General features: G+C 72.2%; 9 protein-coding genes. 4 read left to right on the plus strand and 5 right to left on the minus strand.

The window, feature by feature from the left end; genetic code table 11:
* Positions 1-15 precede the first annotated feature (15 nt).
* The 5 genes from CT688_RS01480 to CT688_RS01500 all read right to left on the minus strand — a co-directional run bounded on the left by CT688_RS01480 (position 16) and on the right by CT688_RS01500 (position 9,330).
* Complete coding sequence (locus tag CT688_RS01480; RefSeq protein WP_231750453.1) at positions 16-3,402, minus strand: arabinosyltransferase domain-containing protein; 3,387 nt, start codon at positions 3,400-3,402, stop codon at positions 16-18.
* Positions 3,403-3,414: 12 nt separating this feature from the next.
* Positions 3,415-5,376 carry an arabinofuranosyltransferase gene (locus tag CT688_RS01485; RefSeq protein WP_107755471.1) on the minus strand — a complete coding sequence of 654 codons (1,962 nt, stop codon included), beginning with the start codon at positions 5,374-5,376 and terminating at the stop codon, positions 3,415-3,417.
* A gap of 2 nt (positions 5,377-5,378) precedes the next feature.
* Entirely contained in the window at positions 5,379-6,140 is a 762-nt protein-coding gene (locus CT688_RS01490) for a decaprenylphospho-beta-D-erythro-pentofuranosid-2-ulose 2-reductase (protein WP_107755472.1), read from the minus strand.
* 320 nt (positions 6,141-6,460) lie between these two features.
* Complete coding sequence (locus tag CT688_RS01495; RefSeq protein ID WP_107755473.1) at positions 6,461-7,909, minus strand: FAD-binding oxidoreductase; 1,449 nt, start codon at positions 7,907-7,909, stop codon at positions 6,461-6,463.
* Between the two features lie 29 nt (positions 7,910-7,938).
* Positions 7,939-9,330, minus strand: a complete 1,392-nt coding sequence (locus CT688_RS01500) for a lipase family protein (RefSeq protein WP_107755474.1) — start codon at positions 9,328-9,330, stop codon at positions 7,939-7,941.
* 260 nt (positions 9,331-9,590) lie between these two features.
* Here CT688_RS01500 and CT688_RS01505 point away from each other — a divergent pair, with 260 nt between their 5' ends.
* From CT688_RS01505 to CT688_RS01520, 4 genes are all read left to right on the plus strand, one after another.
* Positions 9,591-10,097, plus strand: coding sequence for a GtrA family protein (locus CT688_RS01505; protein WP_107757931.1), 507 nt, complete (start codon positions 9,591-9,593; stop codon positions 10,095-10,097).
* Between the two features lie 136 nt (positions 10,098-10,233).
* Positions 10,234-12,105, plus strand: coding sequence for a glycosyltransferase (locus CT688_RS01510; protein WP_107755475.1), 1,872 nt, complete (start codon positions 10,234-10,236; stop codon positions 12,103-12,105).
* 101 nt (positions 12,106-12,206) lie between these two features.
* Positions 12,207-12,842: a hypothetical protein gene (locus CT688_RS01515; RefSeq protein WP_182612752.1), complete on the plus strand. Its 636-nt coding sequence runs from the start codon at positions 12,207-12,209 to the stop codon at positions 12,840-12,842.
* Between the two features lie 370 nt (positions 12,843-13,212).
* Positions 13,213-14,247 carry a hypothetical protein gene (locus CT688_RS01520; RefSeq protein ID WP_231750454.1) on the plus strand — a complete coding sequence of 345 codons (1,035 nt, stop codon included), beginning with the start codon at positions 13,213-13,215 and terminating at the stop codon, positions 14,245-14,247.
* Positions 14,248-14,252 lie beyond the last annotated feature (5 nt).

Here is a 14,252-nt window from a genome sequence, read left to right on the forward strand (position 1 = left end):
GATTCTAGGCGACGGTCACCTCATGGGACCCGGCGTGGTCCAGCCCCACTGGACGGAACTGCTGCGCACGAGGTCGGCGGGCGTCGCGCCGGGGTCGAGGGGTTCGAACCGTTGGAGGGAGCCCCAGTCCCTCGACCAGTCGTGGTCGAGGTAGGTGGGGACGGTGACGGCCTCCACCGTCTGCGTGGTCCACAACAGGGGCCCGCCGCCGCCCGCACTCTGCCACCAGTTGGCGGCGGCCGAGGACTCGCGGTCGGCGAGGATCCGGTAGCGGGGGATCTCGGCGACCCCGCCGTTGTGGACGAAGGGGCGTTGGCACGGGAAGGCCAGCGCCACCACCCAGTCGACGAGCACCGGGTCGGTGTGGCCCACGACCTCGTCGAGAGTGCGAAGGCGCGGGTTCCGCGGCGGGGTCACGGCGAGCCACCAGTCGGGGTCCAGGTTGCCGTCGGTCGCCACCACGCGCACGACCTCGGCGTCGGCGGGGATCGATTCGAGGGGGATCCTCAGGTTGCGCCAGGCGGGGGCCGGGCCGATGTCGACGGGGGTCGTGGAGCCCATGACCTCGAAGTCGGTGGGGCCCGCCGCACCGACCCGGCCCGGCCGGCCGTATTCGATCGTCAGGTCACCGGGGCCGATGCGGCCGGCGACGGCCATGACCAGCAGCGGGCTGTTGGGTCGGCGGGCGGGCAACTCGTACCAGGCGGAGGTGAGCTCGGCGGCGACCTGGGGGCCACGGCGGTAGGACCCCAGGACCGGGGTGGTGTCCGGGTCCAGGCCGAAGGGCAGCGCGACGGTGGAGCCGTTGACGGTGACCTCGCCCCGGCCCCCGGTGGTGCCGGCGTCGACTCCGTCCCCCGGTTCTCTCTCTCCCGAGTCGGACAGTGCCAACGCCCCCGAGGCCTCCGCGCTGTCGACGGTGATCGTGTCGGGCAGGCCGTTGGGGGCGAACCCGTTGACCACCCCGGCGCCCAGGGAGATCTCCGGCCCCGCGCCCACGGCGCGGAGGAGACCGTCGTTGGAGTCCTCCTCCACCAGCACCGAGTCGGCGAGCGAACACGGTTCCCCGCTCAGGGCGCGTAGGTTGGCGCGGCCGACGGTGTAGGCGGGGGTCTGGACGAACACGGCGGTCACGGCGGAGACGAGCTCGAAGATCACGACGGAGAACGCCACGATCGTCAGGGGGGCACCGTCGATGCCGGGGCCCCGTCCGGCCCCGATGCGGCGGCGATCGCGGGTCCGGGCGGCGGGGGTGTCCGGAGCTGATCGGAGGAAGGGCAGGGCCCGGGTGATCCGGCGGGCGACCGTCCCGTCGGGTGAGTCGGGCAGGATCCCGGCGTGGATGAGCCCGGCCACGAGCAGGCACAGCAGGCCGCCGACGAACGCGACGTACTGGACCTGGACCCCCAGCACGTCGGGGAAGTTGTCGGAGAACGGGATGCCGTAGTCGGAGACGTACCACCAGGTGTTGTTGGTGGCGGTGGACAGGCCCACGACGAGGCACAGCGCCGCCCCGACGAGCCACCGACTGCGGCGCAGTGAGACGGTCGAGGACCGCAGGGCGATCACCGCCAGCACGGCCAGCGCCCCGGCGAGGCCGGCGAACACGCCGAAGTGGTGGGTCCATTTGGTAGGGGTGAACACCAGGAACAGCAGGGAGCCGGCGATCACGCCGATGAGCCGACGGGACGGCCCGGCGGCGGCGCCGGGGATCCGGCCGCGGCGGAGCATCACGGCCGTGACGAGCGCCAGGCACATGAGCATGAGCAGCACGGGGAAGCGTCGCGCCACACCGCCGTCGGCGGACACCCCGAACAGCGCCTCCCAGCGGTCCTTCTCGCCGTACCAGGGCAGGCTCGGACCGAGCTCGGTGCGGATACGGGTGGCCTCGAGCACGGCGGCGAGGGTCTGGTCGGCGAACACGGTGTAGAGCAGTGCCAGGCCCACTGCCAGGACCGGGCCGAGGAGGGGCGCCCAGCCGACCACCTGGGCGCGTCGGCGGGCCATGCGGACGAACTCGCGGGCGCCCGCGGCCAGGGCGGCCACGCACATGAGACCGGTGGGGCCCGCCCCGAGGGAGAACGCGGCCACGCCGATCGCCGCGACGCCCGGGACGAGCCTGCGCGTCGCGATGGACCGCTCCACGAGCGACCAGGTGAGCAGGGCGCCCAGTGCGATCACGGGCTCGGGACGCAGCCCGTTGTTGAACGCCATCCAGAAGGCCAGGAACAGCGCGGCGCCCGTCCACCGTGGCCGGTGCCAGGTTCGGGCGAGCCGGCCCAGGCGCGGGACCACCTCCCGGCTGATGATCAACCAGGCCAGGATTCCGCACGCCAGGGTGGGCAGGCGCATCCACGGGCTCGCCGTCGACACCTCGGCGAACACCCGGAGGATCTCGTAGTACCACCCCACGGGGGACTCGGGGGAGCCGAGCCAGCGGTAATAGTTGGCCATGTAGCCGCTGGGCCCGGCCGAGCGGGCCATGGTGAGCAGGTAGCCGTCGTCGGAGGTGTTGGCACCGACGAGATGCCAGAACCCCAGGACTCCCACCACCACGCCGTCCACGGCCGACAACCGGGTCCACGAGCGGGGGACGAACCGACGGTCGGACCGGCCGTCGATCCCGTCGAGGCGGTGCAGGAACACCACCGAGGCGAGTGTGGCCAGGACGCCCAGCGCCATCATCGCCAGCTTGAGCGCGGTGGGACTGGACGAGTACCGGGAGTCGACGGTGATCTCCACCGTCGACGAGTCCAGCCCCTCCGGCGCCGAGGCGGGCGTCAGGTCCGTGAAGATCCCCGTGACCTGCGGGCGCATGGTCCCGGGGACGGCCGCGCGGACCGGGTCCTCACCGTCCGCCTCTCCGTTCGGCTGCCCGTTCTCCGCGGCGCCCCCGTCCGCACCCTCGTCGTCGGACAGTCCGGTCAGCTCGGCGACCAGGATCCCGACCTCGGCCCGTACCCGCAGGGACCCGCAGTCCGGGTCCCGGAGGGCGGACAGCGGGACCGAGAGCAGGGGCGTGTTCCTGACCGCCACCTCGATCGCGGGGTCGCCCGCGGCGTCCGTGGAACGTTGCACCACCAGACCGTCGGAGATCCGGCCCGGGGCGCCGTCGGGCAGGGTCGAGAACACGATCGTGTCGTCGGGGACCTCGGCCAGCGGGCCGCAGGGGGCGGTGATGGTCAGGTCGAGCGGCCTCCCGGAGACCAGGGGGGCGGTGACGGAGGCGTAGTCGGGTCCGGCGGTCCAGCGCACCTCCGTGGTGTCCTGGTGGACAGGCAGGAGACCGGCGAGGATCGCCAGGAACGCGCCGAGGAAGCCGGTGATGACGGCCATGCGACGGTCGCGGTCGATCCCCGGGTACGGGTGCAACCCGAGGGGGCTCCCGTCGCTCGTCGTCACGGTGTGGTCACCTCATCGCACCACGATCACGGCGAACGGACCCACGTCGTGGACCTCGAAGTGGGGGCCGGTCACGGCCTCCGAGGGGATGGTGACGCCGAACCGGCGGACGTTGGGGTCGTTGGGGTAGGTGTCCTCGGCCAGGCGCAGGGTGTACCCGGAACCCGACGGGCGGGCGACCACGGCGTCCGGGCGTCTCCAGGGCGTGTCGGTCATCATCGCGTACAACTCGTCCGCGCTCGTGGCGTCCTCCCAGCCGATCATCGTCTCGTTGCGTTCGGCGTACCGGCCGAGCGGGTTGGCGTAGTGGGAGGTCACCGCCTGGTAGGCCAGGTACGGGTGGTAGGCCAGGAAGGCGTCGGCGGTGCTGGCCACGACGAGGTCGGTCCTCTCGCGGCCCGGGAACGCCTCGAGGATGACGCTGTCGATCTCGGCGTAGTGGGATTCCGGTCCGGGCGGGTAGCGGTCCGCGCGCTCGCCGTCGCCGTCGGTGTCGGTGTAGGCCAGGCGGATCTCCTCGTGCAGGTGATCGGGGATCTTCTGCGCGTGGGCGACTGCGGCGAGGGTGGCCATGACGCCCACGACGGCGGTCGCGCGGCGACGGCGTTCGGCGGCCTCGGCCGTGGGTCGGTCGGCCCCGCCCTGGCGTCCGGCGGCGCGCACCGCGAGTCCCGCCAGGTCGGCGATCGCGAACACCCCGGCCACCACCAGCAGCACGATGAGCACCGGCTCGAGCCGGAAGCCCAGCATCGTGGTGCCCAGGACGGTGACCGCCATCGACGCCAGGCTCCACAGGTACACGGCGACCACGCCCAGGCCCAGAGCCTGCGCGCGACGTGAGGTCCACGCCCGGGCGACGATCCACACCAGCCCGGCCAGACACACCCACCCCGTGAGGCCGCCCGCGGTCATGGGTAGCGGCAGGCGGGCGCCGGCGTCCGGGAGGTAGTGCATGGCGGTCCCGGAGTCCGCCGGGGCGCCGCGCGAGGCGGCGAGGAGGTAGGGCGCCCACACCACCAGGGCGAGGAGGATCGACCCCACCCCGATCGCGGCGAGGCGAGCCGTGGGCAGCCACAGCGGGAACGGGGCCGTCGAGGAGTCCTCCGGACCGCGGGCACGGCGGCGCAGGATCGCGGCGACGGTCGAGACGACCGCCATGAGGACCACGGTGCCCGCGGCCAGGCCCGTGTACAGCGTGTACGTGCTGGCCGAGGCTCCGAGGAACAGGGTGGTGGCCAGCGCGGCGCCGCGGCCGGCGTGCGGGGCGGTCGGGGCGACGGCGTGCCAGGCCAGGATCAGCATCGGCGGGATGAACAGGGCCACGACCGCCCCGTAGGGCTCGGGGGACCCGTAGGCCAGCATCACCGCCGTCGAGGACACGCCGACCACCGCACCGAGGTCGGTGCGCAACAGGCGGGTCCAGAGCACGGTCACCAGTGCGGCGGCGATCGCCATCGACAGGATCGACCAGGGCTTGTAGGCGGCCCAACCCTCCAGGCCGACGAGGTTCGCGAAGCGCCCGCCCAGCCAGAACCACCCCGACGGATAGAACGACGGCAGGTCGGCGTAGGCCATGTCGGGCAGGCCCAGCGAGGTCGCCGAGCGGCCGAGGAACTGGGTTCGGAACTCCTGGTCCACGCTCACGCCGTGCAGGTACAGCCGGGACGCCGCGAGCGGGATGCCGAGCGTGGAGGCCACCAGCAGGGCCGACCCCGTGGGGGCGGCCAGCTTGCCCACCCGGACCAGTCCGGCCCGCCCCCCGGGACGCTCGCCCGCACGGGCACACAGCACGCCGGCCACCACCAGGGCGAACGCGGCGCACTGGCCGACGACCGTGAGTGCCCGCAGGACGTTGGAGTTGCCGTAGGCGGGGAAGGAGACGAGAGAGAAACCGACCAGGACGACAGCGGTGACGGCTGCGGCCAGCAGCGTCGCCGCTCCCGCCAGGCCCGGCCCCCGGAGCGCCACCGGCATGGTCAGAAGGGGAGCTTGCGGAAGATCGGGCGCGGGACGTGGGTCAGGACCGCCATGACGCCGCCGAACGCGGCGGGGGCGAAGACCGCACCCTTGCCCGCGCCGGACTTCTTGACCGCGATGCGGGCCACGTCGTCCTTGTTGATGGTGAGCGGCGCCTCCTTGACGTGCGCCGACATGCGGGTGCGGACCTGCCCCGGGCGGATCACCAGAACGTCCACCCCGTATTCGTCGAGGGCGTAGCCCAGACCGGTGTAGAACGAGTCCAGGCCGGCCTTGGTGGAGCCGTAGACGAAGTTGGAGCGGCGGGCGCGGAGGCCTGCCGCCGAGCTCATGGCGATGATCCTGCCGTAGCCCTGCGCCTTCATCCGCTCGGCGAGCAGCACCCCCACCGACACCGCACCGGTGTAGTTGACCTGGGCGATCTGCACGGCCTTGCGCTGGTCGGACCACAGTTCCTCGTTCTCCCCGAGGAGGCCGAACGCCACGATCGCGACGTCGACGTCGCCTCCGGCGAAGATCTGCTCGAAGGCGGCCGGATGGGAGTCGGTGGCGGCGGCGTCGAAATCCACCACGTCGACGGTGGTGGCGCCGGCGGCCGTCATCTCGGCCCGGGCGTCCTCGATACCTGGATCCCCGGGGAGGCAGGCCAGCACGACACGCATCGGGCCCTGCCGGAGGTACTCCCCGCAGATCGCCAGGCCGATCTCGGAGGTGCCTCCGAGCAGGAGCAGGGTCTGTGGGACGCCGACGGCATTGATCATGCGCAGGAGTCTACCGAGGGGCCACCGCAGGATCGGGGAAGGTGTCCGCGACTACCCGGCCCGACGTGAACCCCGCGTGAGCGGGCGGACGGCGGGAGACGGCGGGGGTGGCCTCCGGGGAGACCGTCGCCACGTGGTGGGCGGCGGGGAGACGGCGACCAGGACGACGGCGGCGGCGACGGTGCGGAGGATCATGGCGGGCTCCCGATCATGCCTCCGGGCGACCCTTGTCGTCCGGGGTCACCCCATTGTGGCCCGTCGCTCGTCCGCGTGTATAGACCGCGCCGTGCGATTCCCGTCGAGGAGCGCCGCGCGCCGGGTCAGAGTAGTTCGAGGCGCCGGCCCATGTCGGAGACGAAGACCCCGTGGGGGTCGATCTCGCGTCGGGTGGCGATCCACGAATCGATCTGCGGATACATGGCGTGGAAACGGTCGGCCGGGACCCGCGAGTCCTTGGCGGTGTAGAGCCGCCCGCCCATCGACATGACCTTGGCGTCCAACTCGTTGACGAACGAGTTCAGTCGGTCGTTGATCGGGAAGTCCACACACACGTTCCACCCCTCCATGGGGAACGAGAGCGGGGCCTGGTTCCCGGGGCCGAAGAGTTTGAACACGTTGAGGAACGAGTAGTGGCCCGAGCGCTGGATGTCGCCGATGATCTCCTTGAACCCGTCGACCGCCCCGGGCGGGACGATGAACTGGTATTGCAGGAAGCCGTCGGATCCGTACGCGCGGTTCCACTCTCCGAACAGATCGAGCATGTGATAGAAGGCCGGGAGGGTCTTGATCTTGTTTCGTGAGGTGCCGCCGAGACGGTAGTAGACCTCGCCGATGGGGCCGAAGGTGTACTTGTTGGCCAGACCGTTGGGGAACACGTCCGGGAACGTGACCAGCGGCTTGGCGTCCATGGCCAACGGGTCCTTGGCGAGCTTGGGGGCGTACTCCTCGAGTTGTGCGAGCGTGGCCAGCGACCCGCGGGACACCGCTGCCCGGCCGAGCTTCGGCGGCGCGCTGATGGCGTCGAACCACGCCGAGGAATAGGTGTATCTGGCCTCGGAGCCATCCGTGTGCAGGGCGATCGTCTCGTCGAGCGACCCCGTCTGGTCGGAGTCGGCGAGGAAGAACGCGGTCTCCGTGCGGGTCATCGCGATCCACACCTTGAGGACCACGCCGGTGAGACCGTTGCCGCCCACCGTGGCCCAGAACAGTGTGCCCTCGGGGTCGTCGGACGTCCCGCCGGGCTCGAGGGTGAGGACGCGGCCGTCCGCGACGAGGAGCTCCATCCGGGTGACGTGGTTGCCGAACGACCCAGCCGAGTGGTGGTTCTTGCCGTGGATGTCGTGCCCGATCGCCCCGCCCACGGTGACCTGGCGTGTGCCCGGCAGGACCGGCACCCAGAGGCCGAAGGGCAGCGCGGCGCGCATGAGCTGGTCCAGGTTCACCCCGGCGTCTACCACCGCGAGCGCCTTCTCGGCGTTGAGCTCGTGGATGCGGTTGAACCGGCTCATGTCCAGGACCAGGCCGCCGGAGTTCTGCGCGCTGTCCCCGTACGACCGGCCGAGCCCCCGGGCCACCACACCGCGCCGGAGGTGGGTGGGACCGGCGGCGTTGGCGTCGTTGACCGCCGCGACGGCCGCCGAGATCTCCTCCACCGAGCGGGGGGTGAGCACGTGGCTCATGGCCGGCGAGGTGCGTCCCCAGCCCGTGAGGCGCTTGAGTTCGGTGTCCAGGGTGGACTCGGCCGGGGTGGTCTGCTGCGTGGTGCTCACCCGGTCGAGGTTACCGCCGGTGTCCCGGATCAGCGGCAGCCCGTGGTGAACGGCACCCCGCGGGCGCGGGCGTCCACCCAGTCGAGGGCGGGCCCGACCGCGGTGTACGCCGCGGTGACGTGTTCGCCGGCGACGGGCGTGTACTCCACGTCAGCACCCGCCGCGCACCATTCGTCGACCAGCCTGTGGGCGGTCCACTCGGGAACGAAGGTGTCCCCGGGACCTCGCGACGACCCCGGCCCCGGGCCCATCGGCACCACCGCGTCGGCATGCCACACCTGCACCGGTCCGGAGGGGACCTCACGGGGGTCCGCCCCGTGGGCGGGGTCCGCCCGGCCCAACCGGTTCCGCGCCATCACCTCCTGCACCGTGGGGTCGGTGCGGGGGTCGGCGTCGGTGAGCACCGACAGTGGGAACGGGGCGAGTCCACCGACGGTGTTGATCGGCGCGCAGGCGTCGCGGAGCTGATGGGCCACCACGTCGCCGGTGTCGTTGAGCAGCGAGTAGAGCTGCGGGTACTCGCGGGCCAGTCCCAGCACGGCAGCGCGGTAGAGGCCGGAGGCGAGGGTCCCGTCCATGGTGTCGAACAACTCCGAATAGTCCGCGGGGACCCCACCCACGGAGGACCCGGCGAGCACCCCGGTGAGTTCGGGCGCATAGACCGGTTGCAACTGGGCTGCCCACCCGGTGGCGATTCCGCCGCCGGAGTACCCCACCTGGACCACCCGCGACTCCCCGAACAACGGGGCGGGGTCTCCGGCCGGGGTGAAGGCGCGGGCCGCGCGGATCCCGTCGAGGACGGCCCGGCCGTTGGCCCGGCCCGCTCCGTACGCGGCTCGCGGGCCCTGGAAGTCCGTGAGGACGAGTCCGTAGCCACGGTCAGCGAGGATCTGCAGGAAGGGGGGGAGTTCGAAGTTGAACTTGTGGGGCAGGACGTATGAGGGCATGCAGTCCAGGCCCAGTGAGTCGATGGTCACGTTGAACGACACGAGCGGTCGGGGGCCAGGGCCGGGCCACGGCGTGGCCGGTTCGATGATCGTCGAGACGATCTGCTGCGGTCGGTCGTGGGAGTCGGTGCTCTGGACCAGGACCTGCCACCCGCGGCCGAAGTTGCGCACGTTGTACGGCGGGATCGCGACCGGTCGTGTGGCCAGGATCGTGCCTGGCGCCGTGCCCGGGTCCACGGCCGGAGGGGAGTGGTACCAGGGATCGGGCGAGGGGCTCGGGAGGTACCGCTCCGGTGTCCGCTCCTCGGGTGGTGCCGCCCGGACCGCGGACAGAGGATCCGGGGCGGAGACTGTCGGCGAGTCGTCGATCGACCGGGGCTGGGCGAGCGCGGGGGATCCCGCGACAGCGCACGCCAGCGCGCACGCCATCGCGAGGGCCGCGGTCGCGGGACGGCGTGGGCGTCGGGAGAACATCTGCTCACATTATCGCGGCCACCCCGGTGGGAGGGGCACCTGACCCCGGCGTCCGGTCGACCCCGGAGGACCCGTGGGCCCCGGTCCGCGCGGCGCTCCGGCTCGTCGTCCCCGCGCTCGTCATGGGCTACGTGGCCGGCCGGATGTGGCTGGCCCGGGACGCCGTCGCGGGCGTCTTGCCCGGCGACGCCATGGCCATCGCCGGATCGGCGGGCCGGAAGGGTTGTCGCTCCGGCGCGGCCGCGCCCTACGCTGTCCTGGTGAGTACACCTACCGGCGGCGCGGACATCCCCGACGATTCCGTCCTCGACTCCCTGCGCGGAGCGGTCGACCCGCTCGAAGCCCGACACGAATCTGATCCGGCTCGGCCGGCGGACCTGAGGACCCAGATCACCCGCTTCTTCCTCACGGGCGTCCTCTCGGCGGTCGTCGACTACGGTCTGCTGCAGCTGTTGATGCTGTTCGGCCTGGGCTACGGCCCCGCCAAGGCGCTGTCGTTCGTGGCCGGCACCCTCACGGCGTACTCGCTCAACCGCCGGTGGACGTTCCAGGCCGAACCCTCCCGCGCCCGCTTCGTCGCCACGATGGGGCTGTACGCGCTGATGTTCGGCGTGCAGTGGGGCCTGTTCATGCTGCTGGTGCCGTTGTTCCACGATCTGGGCTGGAGCACGTTCTGGGCCACGACGGTCGGGTACGTCATCGCACAGGGCGTGGCCACGGTCACCAACTTCATCGTGCAGCGCACCGTGATCTTCCGGGTGCGCTGACCCGCGGACTCCGGGGTGCGCTGACCGCCCTCCCGGGGCGAAGCCCGGCCGGGGGCTAGCCTGGACGGCGCGACCGCGCCTTCACCCGCCCGGGCGTCAGACGATCCCGCACCGACTCCCCAGGAGCACCCGCCACATGGACGCCACCACCGTGACAGCCGCAGGTGCCGATACCGGCTCCCTCCCGGCCGAGCGCGACCTGCTGTTGCAGCGCACCCTGTTCTCGGGCCCGCGCAGGTGGGTGAACGACGACCTGTACTCGCGGATCGTGCGGGGGGTCGTGCGCCGGACGCGCGCCGAGCTGCACCTGGACGCGGGGGCCGTCGTCGACACCAACACCTACTTCGGCCGGTTCGAGGCCTCCTATTGGCAGCGGTGGACATCGGTGTCCGAGCTGACCGTCCGGGTCTCGGTCGAGTCCGGGGGTCGCCTCGACGTCCTGGTCCGCGCCTCCGACATCGGCTCCCACGTGCGGACGGTGGACGTGTTCCACCACCACGGGGACGGCATGGCGGTGCTGAACGTGCCGGTGGACGCCTTCGTCGACGGCGGCGCGATGTGGTTGGAGTTCCACGCGGTGGATGCCGAGGCGACCGTGTCCGAGGTGACGTGGAGCGTGACGACGACGAGGCCGGCCCGCCGCGCGGCGGTGGCCATCTGCACCTTCAACAGGGCGGACGACTGTGCCGCCACCGTCGACTCGCTGGCGTCCGACCCGTTGGTGGCCGATCTGATCGACGATCTCTACGTGACGGACCAGGGAACCGACCTGGTCGAGACGCGTGAGGCGTTCCACCGCGCGGCCGGGGAGTTCGGTGACCGGCTGCACTACCTCCGCCAGCCCAACCTCGGCGGTGCCGGGGGATTCAGCCGAGGGATGTTCGAGGCCACCGCCCCCGGCTCCGCCGGGCCGGTGGACGTTCTGCTCATGGACGACGACGTGAGGGTCGAACCCGAGACGGTGCTGCGGCTGTTCGCCTTCGCGGCCGTGACCCGTGAGCCGATGCTCGTCGGCGCGCAGATGCTGTACCTGTTCAACCCGGACTACCTGCTGGTCTCGGCGGAGCGCACGCGGCTCGATCAGCTCGAGGGCGGACTGGACGCCGACGAGTACGCACTGCGCGACGAGTCCGTGGTGGACCACCGGCAGGAACGGCGGGTCGACGCCGAGTACAACGCCTGGTGGTCCTGTCTGGTGCCGGGGGAGGCGGTGGAGAGGGTCGGCCTGCCCCTGCCGTACTTCTTCCAGTGGGACGACATCGAGTACGGGCTGCGGTGCCGACAGGCAGGGATCCCCACCTGCACCCTGCAGGGCGCGGCGGTGTGGCACGCCGACTTCTACTGGAAGGACGGCGACGACTTCGGCCAGTTCTTCTCGATGCGCAACGCGCTGACCACAGCGGCCATCCGCCAGGGGATCGACCCGCGCGCCATGGCCGCGAACCTGGGACGGAGCGTCCTGAGGGCGGTCGTGGCGATGCAGTACGGGCTCGCCGCCACCCGCATGCGCGGCATCGAGGCGTTCCTCGACGGACCCGACGGCGCGCACGGCGTCGGCGACGGCGGGCAGGCCGCCCTGGCCGCGATCCGCGCCGAGCGCGCGGGATACCCCGAGACGGCCAGGCTCGCCGTCGACGCCCTCCCCGCGGGGATCACGGTGGAGCGCAAGGTGGGGATCCCCCGGGAGGACCGCGAGGACCAGGTGCTGGCCAAGCGATTGCTCGTCCAGAAGCTCGGCCGTCAGCGCCGCGGTGTCGTGGCCGTCCCCTACGAGGACGCGGCCTGGTGGCACGTCTCGCTCTTCGACGAGGTGTACGTGACCGACGCCTCGCAGACCGGGGTCCACCACCGGAAGGTCGACCCACAGCGGGTCACGGAACTGCAGAAACGCCTGGTCGCGCTGCTCGCCCGGTTCGTTCGGGAGGCCCCCGCGGCCCAGGAACGGTGGCGTGAGGCGCAGGCCCGCCTCACCACGCGGGAGAACTGGGCCCGGTTGTACGGGGTGTAGGGGGTCTGACCGGACTCGTCGGCGACGCTACTTCTTCGATGTCGGGGGCGCCTATACTCGGCGCACCCGGTGCCGCACCTCCCAGTTCCGAGGAGGCCGATATGTCCCCCGATCCGATGGGATGGTCCCGTGATCCGTCACCGTCCGGGACCGAGCACCGCAGGGCCGGGCGCGTGGCGGCGGAGCGTGCCCGGTTCGCGGCCCCCAGGGTGGCGGGCAGCGTCCTCACGACGGTGCGGATGCTGCTCGCGCGGCGACTTCACCATCCCCGGGACAACGTCGGGCGCGTGATCCGGTTCGACGACGGTTCCAGCGCCCGGGTGTACCGGGAGACGAGGGTCGAGGACGGCCGGGCCACGGATCCGGCGGTGGTGGTCGTGGGGTTCGTCCTCCGCGGTGTCCGCGGGCGAGGGCACCTTCTGTTCCGGCTGGAGAGTTGGCTGAACATCCCGTTGTTCGTGGGTTTTCCCGGCTTCACCTCGAAGCTGTGGTTGGGCCACGACGGCCTGGGCCGCTATCGGGGACTCTACGAGTGGGACGGCGCCGAGCGGGCGATCACGTACGTCGAGTCCCTGGCCTGGCTGCTCGACATGGTCTGCGTGCCGGGAACCGTCATGGCCCAGGTGATCCCCAGCACGCATCGGGATGACGTTCTGGCGCGTCGGGGGGAGCCGTCCGTCGACATGGACGGAGAGCGACGATGGTGGCTACCGGTCGCGCCGCCCGAGCAGGGCTGAACCCGTCCGGTCGCCGGGCTCTCCGGGCGGCTGTTCTCCCAGGACTGGATCGCCTGTCGGCGCAGCCCGTTCTCCCGCCGACACGGGCACGGATCCTTCCTGCCGCTGCGGCCCGGCCGGCCACCACCGGACATGGGGGCGTCTCCCGGGACCGGGTTGAGAGGACGCACGACCTGATCCGGCCTGCGGCCGTGCATCATCTGGTCGGCCGCGGTGTCGACGCTCCTACTGCCACCGCGCATCTGTCGGTCCACCCCCTCGAGGGCTGCTCCCGGGGGCGTTCCTCCACAGGCCCGCGCTGTCCACATGACCGGTGGTCGCAGACCGATCTCAGGGCCGTCCACCGGCTCCGGGGGGCAGAGTGTGCGGCATGCACTCACCGACTCCCTCTCCCGGGCCTGCGATCGTCACCTCCGTCGCTCGGTCCGTCGGACTGTTGCCGCCGGGACCGTTGACCACCGCCGAACTGGCGGCGGCGGTCCCCGACCCACGCGAGCGCGAGCGTTACGTCCGGATCTGGCACGGGGTCTACCGACGTGACGATCAGGTCGACGACCTCCGGCTACGGAGTGAGGCGCTGGCGCGGATCTGGCCCGAGGGGGTCCTGCGCGGGCGCAGCGCCGCACTGTTGTGGGGAGACGACTCGGCCCCGCCCGGTGCGCCGCCCGAGATCTGGCTGCCGGCCACCCGGAGGTCCCGCGAGGGACGGGTGTACCGCTATGGGGCGATGCCGTCGGCCGCCGTCACCGAGGTGGGCGGTCTCCGGGTCACCACCCCGCTGCGCACCTGCCGGGACCTGGCTTGTGATCTGGGTCCCGAGGACGCGGTGGTGGCCGTGGAGCGGATGTGCGCGGCGATCCCGGGACTGGCGGGTCGGCTCGCGGCGGCGACCGCGCACCCGTCCGGCCGGGGAGCCCGCCGGTTTGCGAACGTTGCCGCGGCGATCGACCGGCGGTCGGTGTCCGCGGAATCGTCCCGCGCGCGGCTCCGGTTGGCGGCGGCGGGGTTCGACGGGTTCCGCGCGGACCACCGCATCAGGATCGACGGGCGCGAGCTGGCACTCCCTCTGGCGGACCCGGCTCTCCGCTGCGCGGTGGTGGTCCCGGGTGCATCGCCGGTCGCTTCACCTGGCCGGTCGTCGGGAGCGGGGACGAGCCCGGCGGCCGGGGCCGGGGCCGAGCGTCACCTGGTCGCCCTGTGTCGGGCCGGGTGGACGATCCTCGTCGTACGGGGGCCCTCCGCTCCCGCGAACGCCTGTCGTCCGCAGGTGGGCACCGTGCCATCGGACGCGGGCGGCGTGCTGCCCGCCCTGAGATCCTGGTGGCCGGGGACCACGCTGCTTCCACCGCTCCTCGGCGAGCCGGTCGCTGATCCGCTCGGGATCTGGGCCGTACGCAGCGCGTAGTCCCG

The organism is Dietzia sp. JS16-p6b, assembly GCF_003052165.1.
Lineage (GTDB): Bacteria > Actinomycetota > Actinomycetes > Mycobacteriales > Mycobacteriaceae > Dietzia.